Below are 20035 nucleotides of genomic sequence, written 5' to 3' on the forward strand. Positions count from 1 at the left end.
TTTATTAATCAATCTCAAAAATTGATGTCTCTATCTGTTTTTTTATTGCTTTTTGGGGATAAAAAAATTCCGTTTAGCGCTGAGGTTAATCAGTTTAAACGGAATTTTATTTTATGTAATTATGTTGGCTGCGTTAGGGATTGTAGTGGCATCCTTTTTTGTCTTTTTTCAAAAAAGATATAACGGAAAGCCCGACCCTTGGGTAACGCCAAAATTATTTTAAAGTGTGTTAACGTTGTTTAGGTCTTCGAATGCTTTTTTAAGACGCTCTACAAACGTTACTTCTCCTTTGCGTAACCAAACGCGTGGGTCGTAATATTTTTTGTTTGGAGATTCTGGTCCATCTGGATTACCTATTTGTGATTGTAGGTAGTCTGATTTTTCTGCCATGTAATCTCTTACTCCTGACATGAATGCGTATTGCATGTCTGTGTCAATATTCATTTTTATAACTCCGTAGCCTATAGCTTCTCTGATTTCTTCTAGAGTAGATCCTGATCCACCATGAAATACAAAGTCAATATGGTTGTGTGGTAAGTTGTGTTTTTTTGATAAAAACTCTTGAGAGTTTTTTAAGATTTTTGGTGTTAATTTTACGTTTCCTGGTTTGTATACACCATGTACGTTTCCAAAAGCTGCTGCGATTGTAAACTGGTCGCTTACTTTGCTAAGTTCTTCATAGGCATAGGCTACTTCTTCTGGTTGCGTGTATAACTTAGACTCGTCTACATCACTATTGTCTACACCATCTTCTTCTCCTCCTGTAATACCTAACTCGATCTCTAAGGTCATACCCATTTTGCTCATTCTGGCAAGGTATTGTTTACAGATTTCTATGTTTTCTTCAAGTGGTTCTTCACTTAAATCAATCATGTGCGAGCTGTATAATGATTTTCCAGTTTCTTTAAAATGTTGCTCACTAGCATCTAATAAACCGTCTATCCAAGGTAATAGTTTTTTTGCACAGTGGTCTGTATGTAAAATTACAGGTACACCATAGGCTTCTGCCATTAAGTGGACGTGTTTTGCACCTGCTATAGATCCTGCAATTGCTGCCTTTTGATCTTCGTTACTTAAGCCTTTTCCTGCGTTAAATTGTGCACCTCCATTTGAGAATTGTATGATTACTGGAGCGTTTAATGCTGCTGCAGTTTCTAAGACACCATTAATAGTGTCTGATCCTATTACGTTTACTGCTGGAAGAGCAAATCCTTTGTCTTTAGCAAGTTTAAAAATTTCTTGAACTTCTTTTCCAGTAGCAACTCCTGGTTTGATATTATGAGCCATTTTAATTTTTTTTAGTTGAATTTGTATAGCTTCAAAAGTAATGAAAATTGCTAAATTTTAGGTCTAAATAACTATAAAACCACGCAAACGTTTTAGCTAAAGTGCTAATTTATACTAGAAAGGATAGTTGATTCCGATGTTATAAACTGCGTTTGCAAAATTGTAATCATTAAACCATCTGTTACCTATTGGATAAGATGGATCGTAGGTTTTGAAGCCTATGTCACCACGAAGTACAAAAAAGTTAAAGTCATACCTAAGTCCAAAACCAGAACCTACTGCAATGTCTTTAAGCGAGTCAAAGCCTGATAGTGTTGCCTCATCTTGGTCTATGTCGTCAAAGACATTCCAGATGTTTCCTGTGTCAACAAAAATGGCTCCATTAAGTGGTCCAAATAAGTTAAATCGCTGTTCTGCACTTATGGCTATTTTTAGGTTGGCCTCATTAAACTCGTTTGAGGTTTCTAAGCTTCCAGGTCCTAAGTTATAGGCTGACCATGCTCTGTTATCATTAGCTCCACCAGCAAAAAAACTTTTAGAAAACGGTATGTTTGTAGAGTTGCCATAAGGTATTGCTATTCCAAAAAAGGTACGAAAAGCTAGTACGTTTTTGTACCCTAAACTCCAATGTTTGATATAGTCTAATTCTACTTTTGCGTATTGCGAGTAGGCGACGTTAAACATTTCGTATTTTCCGTTTGCATTTTTTTGTAATCCTAAAACTTTAGAGGTTAGTGAAAATAGGTTTCCTGCTAATTCTACCCTTGATTTAAAGATTGAAAAATCTTCATCTGCTAAGTTATCTCTTCTGTCTTTTGTAAAACTGAAACTAGTTGCAAAAATAAGGTTGTCTTCTGTTAGTCTTTGTTTTCTTTCATTTATAGCGTTTACTGTGTCTAAATCGTCCGAGGATAATATGGTGTCATATGACCCATTTTGTACTTGATCCAAAAAGCTGTCGGCTTGTGTTGGTATACTAAGGTTTTGGTCTGAATTAATAAAGCCTGAGGTTTGTGCAATTTCATTTAAAGAATCAAATGAATTATCATAAACATTAAAGTAGTTTGCTGTATTTAGATTTTTTACAAATTGGATATTAAATAAATCTAATTTATTAGTAATGGTGTTATTTGGATACCATCTGTAATTAAATGAGCCTGTAAAGGTTTGCTTGTCTAAACCTATGTTAGTTTGACTAGAGGTTGCTACAGTTAACCTTGTGCTAGGAAACATGTACTTAGGTATGATTTTCTCTGTATTAAAAGGAGAGAATAATCTTGGAATGGTAAGTTTTAGGTTGGCTCCAATCTCGTTAATATCAAAAAATTGATCTTTTATATTGCTAGCATCTTTGGAAGAACCAATGGATGTAAATCCAGAAATTTCCAAAGTCTCGGCAGCATTAAAAACGTTTCTAATTAATAGGCTTGGGTTAATAGAAAAACCAATGGTTTGTATGTTACTTTGTAGTGCTTCTGCGCTAAACTCTAATTCAAACTTTTTTAAAGGTGTTAAAAATATATTAGCGGTTAACGTCGTGTCTGGATTTTCTACGTAAGTAATGTTTGGATATTTAAACGTGCGTAAATCACTTATTTTTCTTGATGTTAACGGTCTGTTTTTATCTTTAAAAACAGTGTTTGGTGTTATAAATACCGAGTTTGTTAATGCTCTTGGTTTATACTTTAATTTACCAATACTATAGATATTATAACCATCGTAATAAGTGGTATCGTTTGTAGATTGGTTTCTGTTTTTAAATGAGCTATTGGTATAAATATTGACATCCTTTACCTTGAAAATTTTAAAAGGCTCTCGTCTAGAAACGTCTTCTTCTCTAATTAATCGGTTTTCAATAATGGTTTCAATATTCATTTTGTTGGTGCCAAAAATGGTATCGCCTTCAAACTCTATATAATCTTGACTAAAGTGATAAACACCATTATCACGCATTAGTTCTACAATACGGTCTGCTTCATTATAAACGTTGTTAATACGGTATTGTGAACCAGATTTAATTAGCGATTGATCTTTAAACTGGTTGTAGATTTTTTCGACTACGGGAGATTTAATATTGGAAGCAACTGTGTCAAACTTATAAGCGTTTTTTGTTTCGATAGTATAATCAATTGTCGCTTTTTTGTTGTCACCTTTATTAATCTTGTAGTCTGCTGTAGCATTAAACCAACCGTTGGTTTTGTAATAGTTTTCTATCCTTACTAAGGATTTATTAGTTAATGCTGTGTCAATAATAACTGGTGCCTCTCCAGTACGTTTTAACCAACTGTTAAAACTTTTTTTAGAGTCTAAATACTTATCCAATTGTTTTCTTGACAATAATTTAGATTTACGTGCCATTTTTTTTGGATTGCTATAAAATCTAGCATTTAATACAGAGTCAATATTTGGTCTAGCACTATTATATATATAAAGCTTTAAAGGTATTGTAGTAAATGGTATAGGTAATCTAGAGTTTGGTTTTTGGTAAAACAAATTAGATATTGTATCATTTGTTACACTTTCTCCATTAATAGTTATCGTGTTTTTAGTTAATAGATGCTGGTTTTGAGCTACGCGTTTAACGGAGTCACAAGCATTAAACAACATGGTAATTGCTATTAAAACTATTATTTTAAATTGAATTTTTTTCAAAAGAATACTAAATAATAAGGGTGTTTATTACTGATTTGATGTACTGTATATACATCATATTCAAAAATACACTATTTATTGAACAAATAAATTTTAAATAAATAGAAACACACAAATGCGAACTCCTTTTTTTTCTTTTTCTTTATAAAAAAATATTAAAAGCGTGCTTTCTAAAAATCAAATCAAAAATATAACGCGTTTAAAGCAAAAAAAATATAGACAACAAGAAGGTTTATTTATTGCTGAAGGCGGAAAAGTCATCAAAGAGTTTTTAAACTCTACTTTTAAACTTGTGGATTTATTTACAACAGAGACCTTTAATGTAGAAAACGAATGCATCGTGTCCGAAGCTGATTTAAAAAAAATTAGCTGTTTAACTACGCCTAATACAGCCTTAGCTGTTTTTAAAATTCCAGAAACAGATACTATAATAAACGAAGGTCTGATATTGGCGTTGGATGATATACGTGATCCTGGTAATTTAGGTACCATTATACGTTTGTGTGATTGGTTTGGAATCAAGCAATTAGTTTGTAGTCTTAAAACTGTGGATTGTTATAATCCAAAAGTAGTGCAGGCAACTATGGGATCTTTGACTAGAGTAAATATTGTTTATACCGACTTAAGCATTTATTTAAAAGAAGTCGATGTACCTGTTTTTGGTGCCTTTATGGATGGTAAAAATGTGTACCAAACAGAGTTGCCAAAAGATGGGGTTTTAGTTTTAGGAAATGAAGCCAACGGAATATCTTCAATAATTGAAGCTAGCATAACAGACAAAATTAGTATTCCAAGATTTGGAGATCTTCAAGCAACAGAAAGTTTAAATGTAGCCACTGCTGGAGCTATTTTGTTAAGTGAGTTTAGGCGTTAAACTTTTAAGCCTAAATAATTTAAGTTTTTATTGAACCGTAAAATTGATAAAAATACCACGTGTTTGCATTTGACTAATATTACCTGTCCAAGGACTGTTAATATCTTTGTCTCTAACCAGTTCGTCTTGCATTGCAAAAACACCTCTAATAGAAGGTGTAAACTTAAAGCGGTCTAAGTAAAAATCTATACCAAAACCAAGCTCAAAAAACTGCATGTTTTTTACCATTCTAAAATCTCCAGCCGAGTTGTCGTCTGGGTTTTTCTCGTTACTAGACAAGTTAATAGCAGTAGATACACCTGCTAAAACAAATGGTTTGAAGTTATTAATGCGTTTAGTTGACATTTTAAGTAATAGCGGAAAGTATACATAGGTTGACTTAACCTCACGTAGTAAATCCGAGTCTGTAATCTCTTCGTCAAAACCGTCAAAATAGTTTTCTGGATACATCAGGTTACGTTGCGAGATTACCAAACCTGGTTCAAAACGGACATCAAAATAATCGTTAATACGCACGTTACCTAATAAACCTACATTAAAACCAATCGTGCGTTCTGTTTGTATATCGCCAAGATTATTATTGTAGTCAAATTTAAAATCTAAGTTATTAAATCCTAAATAATAACCCCAACTTAATGTTGCTTTATCTACAGTTTCTAGGTTTTTTACTTTTTCTTTAGTGAAAAGCTGCGCTTGAGAAGCTGTGGCTAAAAATAGAGCAATCAGTAAGGTTGATATATGTTTTGTATTCATTATTTTTTAAATGCTTTGTAAATTGTAGCAACACCAAATGTCTGAGGCATGTCTGTAACATTACTAAACCCAATTTTACGTAAAATATTGTTTAAAGCCTCTCCATATGGAAACGCATTAGCGCTTTCGCTTAAATATTTGTAAGCTGTTTTGTCCTTGGAAAATAATTTTCCGACGGTAGGTAAAATAACCTTAGAATGGAATTGATACCCTTGTTTAAAAGGAAACTTAGTTGGGACAGAAGTTTCTAAAATAACAAAAATACCACCTGGTTTTAAAACACGTAAAATGTCTTTTAGACCATTTTCTAAAGTTTCAAAGTTACGCACACCAAAGGCAACAGTAATGGCATCAAAGGTATTGTCGTCAAAAGGCATGTTTTCGGAATCACCAATAACCATATCAATTTTTTGATCTAGTTTTTTAGCTTTTATTTTAAGCTTTCCAACTTCTAGCATACCACTACTAATGTCTAAACCAATAATTTTTTTCGCGCTAGTTTCAGCAAGATTAATAGCTAAATCACCAGTTCCTGTGGCAATATCTAAAACATTATCTGGATTAGTAGCTTTAACAATATCAACTACTTTTTTTCGCCATTTAATATCTATTCCAAAAGAAATTACTCGGTTTAAACCATCATATTCACCAGAAATGGTATCAAACATTTTAGTTACCTGTTCTTTCTTTCCTAAGTCGCTATCTTTGTATGGATTTACTTTTGTCAAAATCAATTTTTTTACAAAGATAATGCATATATAATAGTCTGTAAAACTTCAAAAGAATAAATAATTGACCCTTAAATCTTTAAATTAATTATCTTTGCACTCCGTTTATTAAAGAAACTATGAAAATAATTATTGCTGGAGCTGGTGAAGTTGGATTTCATTTAGCAAAATTATTGTCTTACGAGTCTCAAGAAATTACACTTATTGATACAGATAGAGACAGTTTGTCTTATGCAGATAACCATTTGGATATTAAAGTCTTAAAAGGTGATGCAACATCCATTGCTATTTTAAAAGAAGCTAAAATAGATCGTGCAGATTTATTAATTGGCGTAACAGCATCCGAAACTACAAATATTACAGTCTGTGTATTAGCCAAGCAATTAGGTGCTAAACGTACGATTGCTAGAATTTCTAATACAGAGTTTATTAAACATAAAGATGAGGTTGGTTTTACCCGATTTGGTATTGACGAGCTGATTTCGCCAGAAAGTTTAGCTGCTGCAGAAATAGAGTTGCTTTTAAATCAATCTGCCTTTAAGGATAGTTATGAGTTTGAAGGTGGTGCACTAACAATGGTTAGTTTAAGTTTGACCAGAACAGCAGGTTTTGTTGGTAAAACAGTAAAAGAGGCTGCCGAATCATTTTCGGAAATACATTTTGTGCCAATTGCAATACAACGTTTTGGCACGCAATATACTATTATACCTAGAGGTGATACCGAGTTTAGAGAAGGTGATAATGCAGTATTTATTACTTGTGCAGGAGGAGGTGATGAGTTGTGTAAAATGACAGGTAAAACAAATACACCTGTTAAAGATGTCATGATTTTAGGTGGTAGTAAAATTGGTTTTAAAACCTCTAGAGATCTGTCATTAAGCGGGTTTAATGTAAAATTAATAGAGAATAATAAAGATATCGCTTTTGATTTAGCGGACGACTTACCTAAAGTTTTAGTTATTAATGGAGATGGTCGTAATGTTGAATTGTTAGAAGAAGAAAATATTAGCGAAATGGATGCTTTTATATCTGTAACTGGCAATTCTGAGACTAATATCATGTCCTGCCTTGTTGCTAAATCTAAGGGTGTTAAAAAGACAATTGCCTTAGTAGAAAATATGGATTACTTTGAGTTATCCCAATCTATTGGTATTGACACGCTAATTAATAAAAAACTTTTAGCTGCCAATAACATCTTTAGATACATACGTAAAGGTGAAGTTATTGCAATGACTAAACTTAACAACATGAATGCCGAGTTGTTAGAGTTTAAGGTTAAGCCTACTTCAAAAATTTGCAATAAGTTAATTAAAGATGTCGAGTTTCCTAGATCTGCAATTGTTGGTGGTGTTATCAGAAACGGTAAAGGATTGATCGCATTAGGTAGTTTTAGAATAAAAGAAGGCGATTATATTGTGGTATGTTGTTTACCACGATCAATTAAGGAAGTAGAAAAACTATTTTTATAATGGGAAAACGATTACGCCTTAATTACAAAATTATATTTTATTTTTTTGGTCTACTATTAGTCTTTAATGGTGGTTTTATTTTGCTGTCCGCTTTGGTAAGTTTAATTTATCAGGATGGTGTGACTTTACAATTGGTGTCTTCAGGTTTAGGGATTTTGATTTTTGGGCTTTTAGGGATGATTAATCATCGTAACCATAATAAAGAAATGAATAAACGTGAAGGTTACATTGTTGTAGCTTTTGGGTGGATTGTTATGTCCTTATCAGGTGCAGTTCCGTATTTAGCCACAGGAGCAATTCCTAACTTTACAAACGCTTTTTTTGAAACCATGTCTGGTTTTACAACCACTGGAGCATCCATTTTAAATGATATCGAAATTGTACCTAAAGGGGTTTTGTTTTGGAGAAGTTTAACCCATTGGATTGGTGGTATGGGTATTATTGTTTTAGCAGTTGCCATATTACCATTACTGGGAATTGGAGGTATGCAGTTATTTGCAGCTGAAGCACCTGGACCTAGTGCAGATAAATTACATCCTAGAATTACAGATACCGCAAAGCGTTTGTGGTTAATCTATTTTGGTTATACAGCAGCAGAAACTATTTTGCTTCAAGTGGCTGGAATGAGCTTTTTTGATGCCATAAATCACTCGATGTGTACGTTGTCTACTGGTGGTTTTTCTACTAAAAATGCAAGTGTTGCTTACTGGAATAATCAACCAGTTATACAATATATTATTATCGCTTTTATGTTTTTAGCAGGTTCTAACTTTGTACTAAGTTATTTTGCTTTTAAAGGAAAAGTTCAAAAAGTGATACATGATGAAGAGTTTAAACTGTACTTTAAATTTGTAGCTATATTTACAATAATTGCTGCATTAATTATTTATTTTAGAGCAGATTTAACGATATCTTCTATAGACCATCCAATGGTTTGGGGTAAAGCCGAAAGTGCTTTTAGACACGCTTTGTTCCAAGTGTTATCTGTAATTACTACTACAGGATTTGTCACAGCAGACTATACATTGTGGACACCATTTTTGGTGGTATTTTTCTTTGGGCTAATGTTTTTAGGTGGATCTGCAGGAAGTACAGCAGGAGGTGTAAAAGTAGTGCGTCATTTAGTATTAATTAAAAATGGATTTTTAGAGTTTAAACGTACTTTGCATCCTAATGCTATTTTACCAGTACGATATAATAAAAGAGCTATATCAGGAGATATTGTATTTAATATTTTAGGCTTTTTTATTTTATACATGATTGCTTTTATAATTGGTGCCTTAGGTTTTTCTATGATGGGTATTAATTTTGAATCCTCTATTGGTATTGCAGCCTCAAGCTTAGGAAACGTTGGTCCTGCTTTAGGTCAATTTGGACCAGTAAATAATTATGCAGCACTACCAGCTGTTGGTAAATGGTGGTGTAGTTTTTTAATGTTAATTGGTCGTTTAGAGTTGTTTACTGTATTGATTTTGTTGACGCCTTTTTTCTGGAGAAATAGATAGTTTTCTAAATAGTCTTGTTGTTTTTTTTGGTTGTACTGTAACATTTTAAAGTCTACTTCGTCTTTATTATATAACCAATACATCAATCAATCATGGCATTATCAATTAACACACAGTCTTTACAAACGGACTCAGTAACTACATTAAATAATTATTCTGGGATTTTAAATTCTAATTACAAGTCTATTGTAATAAGTAATTTTAAAAACATTTCGTCTAAATCTTTATTTAGCAGTAAGCAACGTCTAAAAAGTTGGTCTTATAATAAAAGCTGTTGTACAGTTGCTACATCACTTAAACTGTTATTGTTTGTAGTCATGATAATTCTCGCTATTATTTAATTTCTATTAGTCTATCGTTATTTTCTTTAATCAGGAATGTAACATTTTATAAAAAGCTGCTACATATATATAAAGCAGCTTTTTTTATATAATAATTTTAATAGCAACTAATGTATAATGGTTTGCTAAAAAGATTTCAATGTTTAATTTCTGAAAATATTCAGACTAAAATATAGATTTTATGGGTGGAGAAGGATCAATGATGGCTGCCAACCAATCATTAAAAAGTAATAGAAATATGTTAGCAAAACGAAAAGAGAAATCTTTTAGTTTTGTTAGTAATTCTAAAGAAAAAACAAAATACAATTTACCAAAAGCATCAGATAAAGATATAGCGTTGTTACGCAATAAGCTTAAGAGAGAGCATAAGTTGAGACGTGTCAAACAAATAGTATTACTTATTATAACTTTGGCTGTTATGTTATCTATTTTTATATATTTAGTGTAAATAAAGTGATGTTAGTTTATTTTTTTAGATTTAAACTCATGTTTAATTAAACGTTGCTTTTTTTATTTAGTTATTAAATTTTCTCTTTATGAAATCTTAGTATTTGCGTTAGTATTTTACGCATTAGCATCAGTATTATTTTTATTAAAACAATATTATGGATACCAATCTACCACAGATTATAATTGGTTATACTATTTAGTGTTTCTTTTTATAGGTTTAGGTGTTTACTATAAGTTTAAATGGATCTATTTTATTTTGACAAAAAGAAAAAGTATTTAATAAAAAAAGCTTCACAATTGTGAAGCTTTTTTTTATAAGTAATATGTAGTGGGTTAATTAACTAACCGCTTCTTTAATACGCTTTATAGCTTCAGTAATCTCTTTTTGTGAAGCTGCATAACTTAATCTAATGCAATTAGGATTTCCAAAAGCTTCTCCAGTAACTGTTGCTACTAAAGCTTCTTCTAATAAATATAACGAAAAATCTGTTGCGTTATGTATTGTTTTTCCTCTTAATGTTTTTCCGAAAAAATAAGAAATATCTGGAAAAACATAAAAAGCGCCTTCTGGTGTATTTGTATTAAAACCTTCGATGTTAGCAAGTAGATCTAAAACTAAATCACGACGTACTTTAAACTCGTCAATCATAAACTTTACAACACTTGGATCTGCGTTTAAAGCTGTAATTACAGCTTGTTGTGCAATACAATTAGCTCCACTAGTCACTTGACCTTGCATTTTGTTACAAGCACGTGCGATCCAATCTGGAGCACCAATGTAACCAATACGCCATCCAGTCATTGCAAATGCTTTAGAGACTCCGTTTACCGTAATAGTATTGTTAAACATGCCATCAACAGAAGCCATACTTGCGTGTGGTTTTCCGGTGTAATTAATATGTTCGTATATTTCATCAGAAACAACGTATATATTTGGATGTTTTTTTAAAACTTCAGCTAAAGCTTCTAATTCTTTTTGACTATATAATGATCCGCTTGGGTTACAAGGACTACTAAACCATAACATTTTAGTTTTTGGTGTAATAGCAGCTTCTAATTGTGCTGCAGTCATTTTAAAATCTGTGTCAATACTTGTTTGTACTTCTACAGGTACACCTTCACTTAACTTAACAATGTCAGAGTAACTTACCCAATAAGGACATGGTAAAATAACCTCGTCACCTTTGTTTAACATAACTGCAGCTATATTTGCTAAACTTTGTTTAGCTCCTGTAGATACTACAATTTGTGGTAAGGTGTATGTTAAGTTGTTATCACGCTTAAATTTAGTAATAACCGCTTCTTTTAACTCAACATAACCATCTACTGGAGAGTATGAATTGTAATTGTCATTAATGGCTTGGATAGCAGCATCTTTAATAAAATCTGGTGTATTAAAGTCTGGCTCACCTAAGCTTAATCCAATAATGTCTTTACCTTCAGCTTTAAGCTCTCTAGTTTTTGCTGCCATAGCTAAAGTGGCAGAAGTGGACATGTTTAAAATACGATCAGAAAGTGGTTGGCTCATGTGTGTGTTGTTATATTGTGCAAAAATTAATTATGCCATGTTAGGCTTTTGACCTAACATTTTTAGTTGTTGGTAGTGTTCTCCAATAGCTTTCCAAATAGAGTTATATTCATTGTATGGTAAGCTAAATTCATGTGCAGTTTCTTTGACTATATTAGCAATGTTTTTGTAGTGTACATGGCTAATATGTGCAAATAAATGATGCTCTACTTGTCTGTTTAATCCACCTGTATAAAACTCTACTAACCAATTTTTAGGCGAAAAGTTAGAAGTAGTAAATAACTGGTGAATAGCCCAAGTATTTTTCATGTTACCATTTTCGTCCGGTAAAGGCATGTCTGTATTAGGCATTACGTGTGCTAATTGAAACACAACACTTAATATAATTCCTGCTGTGTAATGCATGATTAAAAAGCCAATTAAAACTTGCCACCAAGCATATCCTAAAGATAATGGTAATACTACCCAAATCGTATAATACAATATTTTTCCAATGATTAATTTGGTCCATTGTGTTGCAGGTTTAGGGAAATCACCATAAGATAATTTTCTTTTTAAGTAAATATAAGTTTGTTTGAAATCTGTTGTAATTGCCCAGTTTACAGTTAATAAACCATAAAGTAAAAAGGCATAATATTTTTGATATTGGTGGATCTTTAACCATTTTGAATGTTTAGAAAAACGTATGATTCTTCCTGCGTCAATATCTTCATCATGACCTTCAATATTAGTATACGTGTGATGTAATACGTTGTGTTGTACTTTCCAATTGTAGTCATTACCAGCTAAAATATGGATGCTACTACCCATTAAACGGTTAACCCATTTTTTGCTAGAGAACGACCCATGATTAGCATCGTGCATTACATTCATACCTACTCCAGCCATACCTACACCTATAACCATAACAGATATAATTTGCAGCCAAGTTGGTAGATCAACGGTTAATATAAGTACTAATGGACCCAATAATAATGTAAACATTACTATCGCTTTAAAGTATAATTTCCAATTTCCTGTTTTTTTAATATTGTTTTCTTTAAAATAATTGTTAACACGTTTATTAAGTGTTTTAAAAAATTTTGCAGAGTCTGTTCGAGAGAACGTTACTGTTTGTTTTGTCATTGTAATTGTATTCTTTTTACTATAACGGAAAAATCCGTCAAATAATATTTATTACAAAGATAATTAATTAAGCAAAACAGAAGCTCCCTTTTTAGTGTTAAAATGCATATTTTTGTCGAAAATTATAAACGTTTATGGAGCTGATTTTAAAGTATTTTCCTGATTTAACCCCTTTGCAAATTGAACAATTTACTAAGCTTGAAGCTTTATATCAAGATTGGAATTTAAAAATTAATGTAGTGTCTAGAAAGGATATTGACGAGTTGTATTTACGTCATGTACTACACTCTTTAGCAATTGCTAAAATTATTAATTTTAAAGATGGAAGCTCGATGATGGATGTTGGGACAGGAGGAGGTTTTCCTGGTATTCCTTTGGCTATTTTATTTCCTGAATGTGAATTTCATTTAGTAGATAGTATTAATAAAAAACTAAATGTAGTTAGAGAGGTTGTTGCAGGTTTAGAATTGCAAAATGTTAAAGTAACCCATAGTCGTGTAGAAGAAATTAAAGAAACTTACGACTTTATTATCAGTCGTGCTGTTGCAGCAATGCCAACGTTTGTACATTGGATAAAAGGAAAAGTTTCAAAAACACAGCAAAACGAACTTAAAAATGGAATAATTTACCTTAAAGGTGGTGACTTAACGGAAGAGCTTCAGGATTATAAAACCACTACTATTTATAATATATCAGATTATTTTGAAGAAGACTTTTTTGACACAAAAAAAATTGTGCATTTGCCAATAAAATGGAAAGCTAACTAATAAATAAAAAAGCCTCTCAAATAATTTGAGAGGCTTTTTTTATATGATTAAGGCAAAATGTTATAAGCCAAATTCAGCTTTTACTTTATCTACGTAGTTTAATTTTTCCCAAGTAAATAATTCAACATCTAAAGTAATGTCTCCTCCATTTGGTCTAGAAAATGTTTTAGACACGGTTTCGTTTTGTCTTCCCATATGTCCATAAGCAGCTGTTTCGCTATACATTGGATTACGTAATTTTAAACGGTCTTCAATCGCAGATGGACGCATGTCAAATATCTTCGATATTTTTTGTGCAATTTCTCCATCAGTCATATTAAATGGACAAGTTCCGTATGTGTCTACAAAAATTCCCATTGGCTCAACAACACCAATTGCGTATGATACTTGTACTAAAATTTCATCAGCAACGCCTGCTGCAACTAAATTTTTAGCAATATGTCTTGTTGCATAAGCTGCACTTCTATCAACTTTACTTGGATCTTTTCCAGAAAAAGCACCACCACCATGGGCTCCTTTTCCTCCGTAAGTATCAACAATAATCTTACGACCAGTTAATCCTGTATCACCATGAGGTCCACCAATTACAAATTTTCCTGTTGGATTAATGTGGTATTTGATGTCGTGATTAAATAATGCTTGTGTCGCTTCTGGTAATTTAGCTACCACTCTAGGTATTAATATCTCGACAATGTCTTTTCTTATTTTAGATAACATCACCTCATCGTTAGCATCAAAATCGTCATGCTGAGTTGATACTACAATGGCATCAATACGTTGTGGTACATTATCATCACTATACTCAATAGTAACTTGACTTTTAGAGTCAGGTCTTAAATAAGTAATGTCTTTGCTTTCGCGACGTAACTCAGCTAATTCAATTAAGATTTTATGAGATAAATCTAAAGCTAAAGGCATGTAGTTTTCCGTTTCGCGAGTTGCATAACCAAACATCATACCTTGGTCACCAGCACCTTGCTCTTCCTTACTAGCTCTGTCAACACCACGATTAATATCATCCGATTGCTCATGTATTGCACTAAATACACCACAAGAATTACCATCAAACATATACTCACTTTTAGTATATCCAATCTTATTAATAGTATCTCTAGCTATTTGTTGTACGTCTAAATACGTGTTTGATTTAACCTCTCCAGCTAAAACAACCTGTCCTGTTGTTACTAAAGTTTCGCAAGCAACTTTACTGTCTTTATCAAATGCCAAAAAGTTATCTATTAAAGCATCACTAATTTGATCTGCTACTTTGTCTGGGTGTCCTTCAGACACACTCTCTGATGTAAATAAATACGCCATATTTGTTTTTTAAAATGTATATAATAGATTTGACGAAAGCGTCTAAGGAAGTTTACACTGCCTTTAGCATTTTTTAATGAGGTTGCAATCAGTCAAATCCGTCCTCTAATTTATTGAGCAGCAAAAGTAAGAAAATAAAGTAGTTTTTATCAAAACATACCGTTAAAAATAGTTAATTGATGGAAGTGCCAATTATAATTACATTTAGTAAAAATCAAAATATGAAGATTTAATTACGTAATTCATACAAAGCAGTACTATTAGTTAATAATTCCTAAAAATTTCAATCATTTTATCAAAGTCAACTATTGTTCATTAACTTTATAACTTATCTAAAAATAAAAATTATGCCATTACAGCCTAAGTTAACGCGTTTCAATCAAAACGTATTGTCTAAATATCAAATATACAATGGTATTTTTATGACCCTTCCTTTTGATACAATTACTAAAACAGGTGTGTTATTACCACTGTTTCATGAAACATGCAAAAATGGGTTTGAAGATGGGCATAATCCTACTATTATTGTAGATACTTTTTTTAAAAAATATCAAGCTAGACGTTCAGACAAATCCAAGATAGATTTGTTGTTTAGGTTTATTCAGTATATTGAAAGACAAGTCGTTTTATTTGATGCTATTGAGGATGCTGCTTTCCCGATTGTTAATAATATGGATGGAATTGGTACACTTAGAAGTTTAAAAGAAAGTGCTGCTGCAGAAGGAAAGCTAGATAAGTTACGTCAGTATTTAGAAGAGTTTAAAGTTAGAATTGTGCTAACAGCACATCCAACACAATTTTATCCTGGTACTGTTTTAGGAATTATCACAGACTTGACAGAAGCTGTTAGAGAAAACGACTTACTTCGTATAAATGATTTGTTAGCGCAATTAGGAAAAACACCATTTTTTAAACATGAAAAACCAACACCTTACGATGAAGCGGTTAGCTTAATCTGGTATCTAGAAAATGTGTTTTATGAATCCTTTGGAAAAATATATGACTATATCCAACAAAATATTTTTGACGGGAAACATATAGATAACGATATTATTAACATTGGTTTTTGGCCAGGAGGAGACAGAGATGGTAACCCATTTGTTACACCAGAAATTACAGTTAAAGTCGCAGAAAGGTTACACGAAACTATTATTAAAAATTACCATAAAGACGTCCGAAAGTTAAAACGTAAATTAACCTTTCAAGGTGTTGAAGCGCGTATATCACACATAGAAACACAGTTATATAAAAAAGTGCTTCATGAAGAATCAAGTTTAACTTTAAACGAATTTGTTTCAGAATTAAAAGCCATTAGACAAATTATAATTGATCAGCATCAATCGCTTTACGTTACCGAAGTAACTAGTTTACTTAACAAAATTCATTTATTTGGCTTTCACTTTTCAAGCTTAGATATACGTCAAGATAGTAGAGTGCATCATTCAATTTTTACAACAATGGTGGATAGTATGATTGCTAACGGAAGCAAGGATATTCCGAGTAATTATCATAGTCTTTCAGAAGCGGAACAAGTTAAGGTTTTGTCTGAAGTTAAAGGAACAGTGGATTTGTCTTTAATTAAAGATGAAGAAACGCTAAAAGCACTAAATACTATTAAGGCTTTAAAATCTATTCAGGAAACTAATGGAGAGTTGGCTGCAAACCGTTATATTATTAGTAATAATCAAACCACTTTAAATGTTATGCAGTTATTTGCAATGCTTAAAGTTGTAGCATTTAATGATAAGCTAACGGTTGATATTGGACCTCTTTTTGAAACTATTACAGATTTAGAAAATGCACATATAGTAATGGAGGATTTATATACAAATCCTGCTTATGCTAAACACTTAAAATCTAGAGGAAATAAGCAAACTATTATGTTAGGCTTTAGTGACGGAACTAAAGATGGAGGTTATTTAATGGCTAATTGGGCTATTTATAAAGCAAAAGAACGTTTAACAGCTATCTCTAGAAAATATGATGTAACTGTCATATTTTTTGATGGTCGTGGTGGACCACCTGCTAGAGGTGGTGGTAAAACACACAATTTTTATGCGTCATTAGGACCAACTATAGAGGATAAAGAAGTGCAATTAACCATCCAAGGACAAACTATTAGTTCTAATTTTGGTACTTTAGATTCTTCACAATATAACTTAGAGCAATTAATAAGTTCTGGTATATATAATAGTTTAAGTGATACGGATTTACGCATGGTTCCAGAAAACAGAGCGGTTATGGATAATCTAGCTAAGCTAAGTTATCAAGCGTATGTAGATTTTAAAAACCATCCAAAATTTATCTCATATTTAGAACATATGAGTACACTTAAGTATTACGCAAAAACTAATATTGGAAGTAGACCTTCCAAACGTGGTAAAGCAGAAGGCTTAGTGTTTGAAGATTTAAGAGCCATACCTTTTGTGGGATCTTGGAGTCAACTAAAACAAAATGTACCAGGATTTTTTGGTGTTGGTACTGCTTTAAAACATTACGAAGATGCTGGCGAATTTGAAAAAGCGCAAAACTTATTTAAAACCTCTAGCTTTTTTAGAACATTAATTGAAAACAGTATGATGTCCTTATCAAAATCGTTTTTTGATTTGACAAAGTATATGAGTGATGATCCAGAATATGGTGCCTTTTGGAATGTTATACATACCGAGTATTTAACGACAAAACGATTGATTTTAAAATTAACAGGTTATACAGATTTAATGGAAGAAGAGCCATCAGGTAAAGCTTCTATTAGGGTCAGAGAATCTATTGTATTGCCACTATTAACAATACAACAATATGCTTTAAAACAAATTCAGGAATTAGAAAAAGCAGATGTAAAAGATGCCGAGTTAATTGCTGTTTATGAAAAATTAGTAACACGATCGTTATTTGGTAATATAAATGCGAGTCGTAATTCGGCTTAATTATAGCCAATTAACGTTTAATAAGACTTTAAATAGCAAGTTTAATTTTTTTTGAACTTGCTATTTTTAAATATAACAGAATATTAATCTGTATAATTTAATATTATATGAATTATTTTCTGTATAATTAATAAAAATTTAATTTTTTAGAAAATTATTCCGTTTTGTTTGTTTCTAAAATATTTATTTTGCAATATTTGTACTCACAAAGTTCAAAAACTTACTGAAATGTTATCAAGAAAGGTGGAGGGATTAGACCCATTGAAGCCTTAGCAACCCTTAGACTTACTAAGAAGGTGCTAAATTCTACTTAATTTTCGATTCATTAATCGATACATTGGATAGATAACTAAAAACTAATTACTCATCTGTGGTTAGTATTTTTCTTTTTAACATTTTTCTATTAAGTATGCTTCAAACGAAGCTTATTTGACTTTTGGTTTAATTTATTTATTAACTCAAAAATTAGAAAAATGAGTACTCAAAAATTTGCAACACAAGCATTACACGCAGGACATGACACTGCTAAAACAGGAGGGACAAGAGCAGTTCCTATTTATCAAACTACTTCATACGTTTTTGACGATTCGGATGACGCAGCAGGACGCTTTAACCTGTCTGTCCCTGGATTTATTTATACACGTTTAAATAATCCAACAAACGATGTTTTAGAACAACGTATTGCAGCTCTAGAAGGTGGTATTGCAGCAGTAGCAACTGCTTCCGGAACAGCTGCCATTTCTACAACATTATTAACCTTATTAAAAGCAGGAGATCATATTGTGGCTTCTAGTAGTTTGTATGGTGGTACCTATAATCTATTAAGCGTAACCTTACCAAGACATGGTATTACAACCACATTTGTAGATCCTTCTGATCCAGAAAATTTTAGTAAAGCAGCTCAAGAAAATACAAGAGCTGTATTTGTAGAGTCTTTGGGTAATCCAAAATTGGATGTATTGGATTTAGAGGCTATTTCTAAACATGCAAAAGCCCATAAAGTGCCATTAATTGTGGATAATACAGTTGCGACACCTTACTTGTTAAATCCAATTGAATATGGTGCAAATATAGTCATCCATTCGCTAACAAAATATATTACAGGTAACGGAACTTCTTTAGGTGGTATCATTATAGATGCAGGAACTTTTGACTGGACTAATGGTAAGTTTCCAGAATTTACAGAGCCTTCTGCTGGATACCATGGTTTAGTCTATAGTGATGTTATTGGACCAGCAGCATTTATTGCAAAGGTAAGAATTGAAGGTTTACGTGATTATGGTGGCGCTTTAAGTCCTTTTAATGCATTTCAGATTATTCAAGGATTAGAAACCTTAGAATTAAGAATTTTAAAACACTCTCAAAATGCTTTACAATTAGCTAAATGGTTACAAGAACAGCCAGAAGTAACTTGGGTAAATTATCCAGGGTTACAAACTAGTAAATACAATACGTTAGCTAAAAAATATTTACCTAAAGGACAAAGTGGTGTGGTGACATTTGGAGTGGAAGGTGGTTTTGAATCGGCTAAAAAAATAGCAGATACAACTAAGTTATTTTCACTATTGGCTAATATTGGCGACACTAAATCACTAATTATTCATCCTGCAAGTACAACGCATCAACAATTAAGTGATGAAGCGCAACAAGCCACAGGAGTTACAAAAGACTTAATCAGATTGTCCGTTGGAATAGAAAATATAGACGATTTAAAAGCAGATTTAAAAGAGGCTTTTGCTGTTGTAAACAAAACCGTTTTAGCTTAGACTTAATTTAATTTTAATTATTTAACCCGAAATAACTTCACACTTTTTAGTTGCCATTTTAAAGTGTGATGGTTATTTCTAATGCAATGAAATATGAGTGATTTAAAATTTACAGTAGCAGGAAATAGTACTTCTGCTACTCAATTTATAGGACAAGCAAGACAATTTAAATTAGTGGTTGACGAACCAGATGCGTTAAATGGAACAGATCAAGGTCCAAACCCTGTCGAGTATATTTTAGCAGGTTTTGCAGGTTGCGTAAATGTAGTTGGACACCTAGTAGCAAAAGAGCTTGGTTTTAAAATAGAAAAACTTGATATCGAAGTTTCAGGACAGATCAATCCAAATAAATTCTTAGGAATCTCGCAAGACGAGCGTGCTGGTTTTAAAACAATAGAACTAAACCTAATCCCTAAAACAGATGCAAGTATAGAAACACTTGCAAAATGGTTAGAGATTGTTGAGGCACGTTGTCCTGTTAGAGATAATTTGTCCAATAAAACGCCAATAAAAATAGCTGTTGAAAAAGAATATAGTTTAAAGTAA

16 protein-coding genes and 1 riboswitch are annotated in these 20035 nt (G+C 32.1%); of the genes, 9 read left to right on the plus strand and 7 right to left on the minus strand.

Annotated elements, in window-relative coordinates; genetic code table 11:
* Positions 1 to 219: 219 nt before the first annotated feature.
* Together fbaA and JM82_RS15550 are read right to left on the minus strand one after the other, a co-directional pair.
* A complete protein-coding gene (gene fbaA, locus JM82_RS15545) occupies positions 220 to 1287 on the minus strand; it encodes a class II fructose-bisphosphate aldolase (protein ID WP_145006164.1) in 1068 nt (355 codons plus the stop codon).
* Between the two features lie 114 nt (positions 1288 to 1401).
* Positions 1402 to 3939 carry a BamA/TamA family outer membrane protein gene (locus JM82_RS15550; protein ID WP_315897460.1) on the minus strand — a complete coding sequence of 846 codons (2538 nt, stop codon included), beginning with the start codon at positions 3937 to 3939 and terminating at the stop codon, positions 1402 to 1404.
* Positions 3940 to 4102: 163 nt separating this feature from the next.
* Between JM82_RS15550 and JM82_RS15555 the strand changes: the two genes are divergently transcribed.
* Positions 4103 to 4813 carry a TrmH family RNA methyltransferase gene (locus JM82_RS15555; protein WP_145006168.1) on the plus strand — a complete coding sequence of 237 codons (711 nt, stop codon included), beginning with the start codon at positions 4103 to 4105 and terminating at the stop codon, positions 4811 to 4813.
* 27 nt (positions 4814 to 4840) lie between these two features.
* Here the strand turns inward: JM82_RS15555 and JM82_RS15560 are convergent, their stop codons facing one another.
* The gene (locus JM82_RS15560) at positions 4841 to 5566 is read right to left on the minus strand and encodes a porin family protein (RefSeq protein ID WP_145006170.1); all 726 of its coding nucleotides are present in this window, start codon (positions 5564 to 5566) and stop codon (positions 4841 to 4843) included.
* Positions 5566 to 6294 (minus strand): bifunctional demethylmenaquinone methyltransferase/2-methoxy-6-polyprenyl-1,4-benzoquinol methylase UbiE, encoded by a 729-nt coding sequence (ubiE, locus tag JM82_RS15565; protein WP_145006172.1) that lies wholly within the window; start codon positions 6292 to 6294, stop codon positions 5566 to 5568. The genes JM82_RS15560 and ubiE overlap by 1 nt, the downstream gene beginning before the upstream one ends.
* Before the next feature lie 119 nt (positions 6295 to 6413).
* Here ubiE and trkA point away from each other — a divergent pair, with 119 nt between their 5' ends.
* The 4 genes from trkA (at position 6414) to JM82_RS15585 (ending at position 10057) form a co-directional block, all read left to right on the plus strand.
* Positions 6414 to 7763: a Trk system potassium transporter TrkA gene (gene trkA / locus JM82_RS15570; RefSeq protein ID WP_145006175.1), complete on the plus strand. Its 1350-nt coding sequence runs from the start codon at positions 6414 to 6416 to the stop codon at positions 7761 to 7763.
* Positions 7763 to 9268, plus strand: coding sequence for a TrkH family potassium uptake protein (locus JM82_RS15575; protein WP_145006177.1), 1506 nt, complete (start codon positions 7763 to 7765; stop codon positions 9266 to 9268). Before trkA ends, JM82_RS15575 begins: the two co-directional genes overlap by 1 nt.
* A gap of 92 nt (positions 9269 to 9360) precedes the next feature.
* Positions 9361 to 9609 carry a hypothetical protein gene (locus JM82_RS15580; protein WP_145006180.1) on the plus strand — a complete coding sequence of 83 codons (249 nt, stop codon included), beginning with the start codon at positions 9361 to 9363 and terminating at the stop codon, positions 9607 to 9609.
* A gap of 181 nt (positions 9610 to 9790) precedes the next feature.
* Entirely contained in the window at positions 9791 to 10057 is a 267-nt protein-coding gene (locus JM82_RS15585; RefSeq protein ID WP_145006183.1) for a hypothetical protein, read from the plus strand.
* Positions 10058 to 10396: 339 nt separating this feature from the next.
* On the opposite strand, the gene JM82_RS15590 is transcribed toward JM82_RS15585, so the two are convergent.
* Both JM82_RS15590 and JM82_RS15595 read right to left on the minus strand, forming a co-directional pair.
* Positions 10397 to 11587 carry a pyridoxal phosphate-dependent aminotransferase gene (locus tag JM82_RS15590; RefSeq protein ID WP_145006187.1) on the minus strand — a complete coding sequence of 397 codons (1191 nt, stop codon included), beginning with the start codon at positions 11585 to 11587 and terminating at the stop codon, positions 10397 to 10399.
* Positions 11588 to 11617: 30 nt separating this feature from the next.
* Entirely contained in the window at positions 11618 to 12712 is a 1095-nt protein-coding gene (locus JM82_RS15595; RefSeq protein ID WP_145006190.1) for a fatty acid desaturase family protein, read from the minus strand.
* Between the two features lie 134 nt (positions 12713 to 12846).
* Here JM82_RS15595 and rsmG point away from each other — a divergent pair, with 134 nt between their 5' ends.
* Positions 12847 to 13479: a 16S rRNA (guanine(527)-N(7))-methyltransferase RsmG gene (gene rsmG, locus JM82_RS15600; RefSeq protein ID WP_145006193.1), complete on the plus strand. Its 633-nt coding sequence runs from the start codon at positions 12847 to 12849 to the stop codon at positions 13477 to 13479.
* A 60-nt stretch (positions 13480 to 13539) separates the two neighbouring features.
* Here the strand turns inward: rsmG and metK are convergent, their stop codons facing one another.
* Complete coding sequence (gene metK, locus JM82_RS15605; RefSeq protein WP_145006196.1) at positions 13540 to 14796, minus strand: methionine adenosyltransferase; 1257 nt, start codon at positions 14794 to 14796, stop codon at positions 13540 to 13542.
* A gap of 347 nt (positions 14797 to 15143) precedes the next feature.
* On the opposite strand from metK, the gene JM82_RS15610 reads away from it, so the two are divergent.
* The 3 genes from JM82_RS15610 to JM82_RS15620 all read left to right on the plus strand — a co-directional run bounded on the left by JM82_RS15610 (position 15144) and on the right by JM82_RS15620 (position 20035).
* A complete protein-coding gene (locus JM82_RS15610) occupies positions 15144 to 17723 on the plus strand; it encodes a phosphoenolpyruvate carboxylase (RefSeq protein WP_145006199.1) in 2580 nt (859 codons plus the stop codon).
* Between the two features lie 228 nt (positions 17724 to 17951).
* Positions 17952 to 18075: riboswitch (SAM riboswitch) on the plus strand.
* A 121-nt stretch (positions 18076 to 18196) separates the two neighbouring features.
* Complete coding sequence (locus JM82_RS15615) at positions 18197 to 19489, plus strand: O-acetylhomoserine aminocarboxypropyltransferase/cysteine synthase family protein (protein ID WP_145006202.1); 1293 nt, start codon at positions 18197 to 18199, stop codon at positions 19487 to 19489.
* Between the two features lie 93 nt (positions 19490 to 19582).
* Entirely contained in the window at positions 19583 to 20035 is a 453-nt protein-coding gene (locus tag JM82_RS15620) for an OsmC family protein (protein WP_145006205.1), read from the plus strand.

This window comes from Olleya sp. Hel_I_94 (assembly GCF_007827365.1).
Taxonomy (GTDB): domain Bacteria; phylum Bacteroidota; class Bacteroidia; order Flavobacteriales; family Flavobacteriaceae; genus Olleya.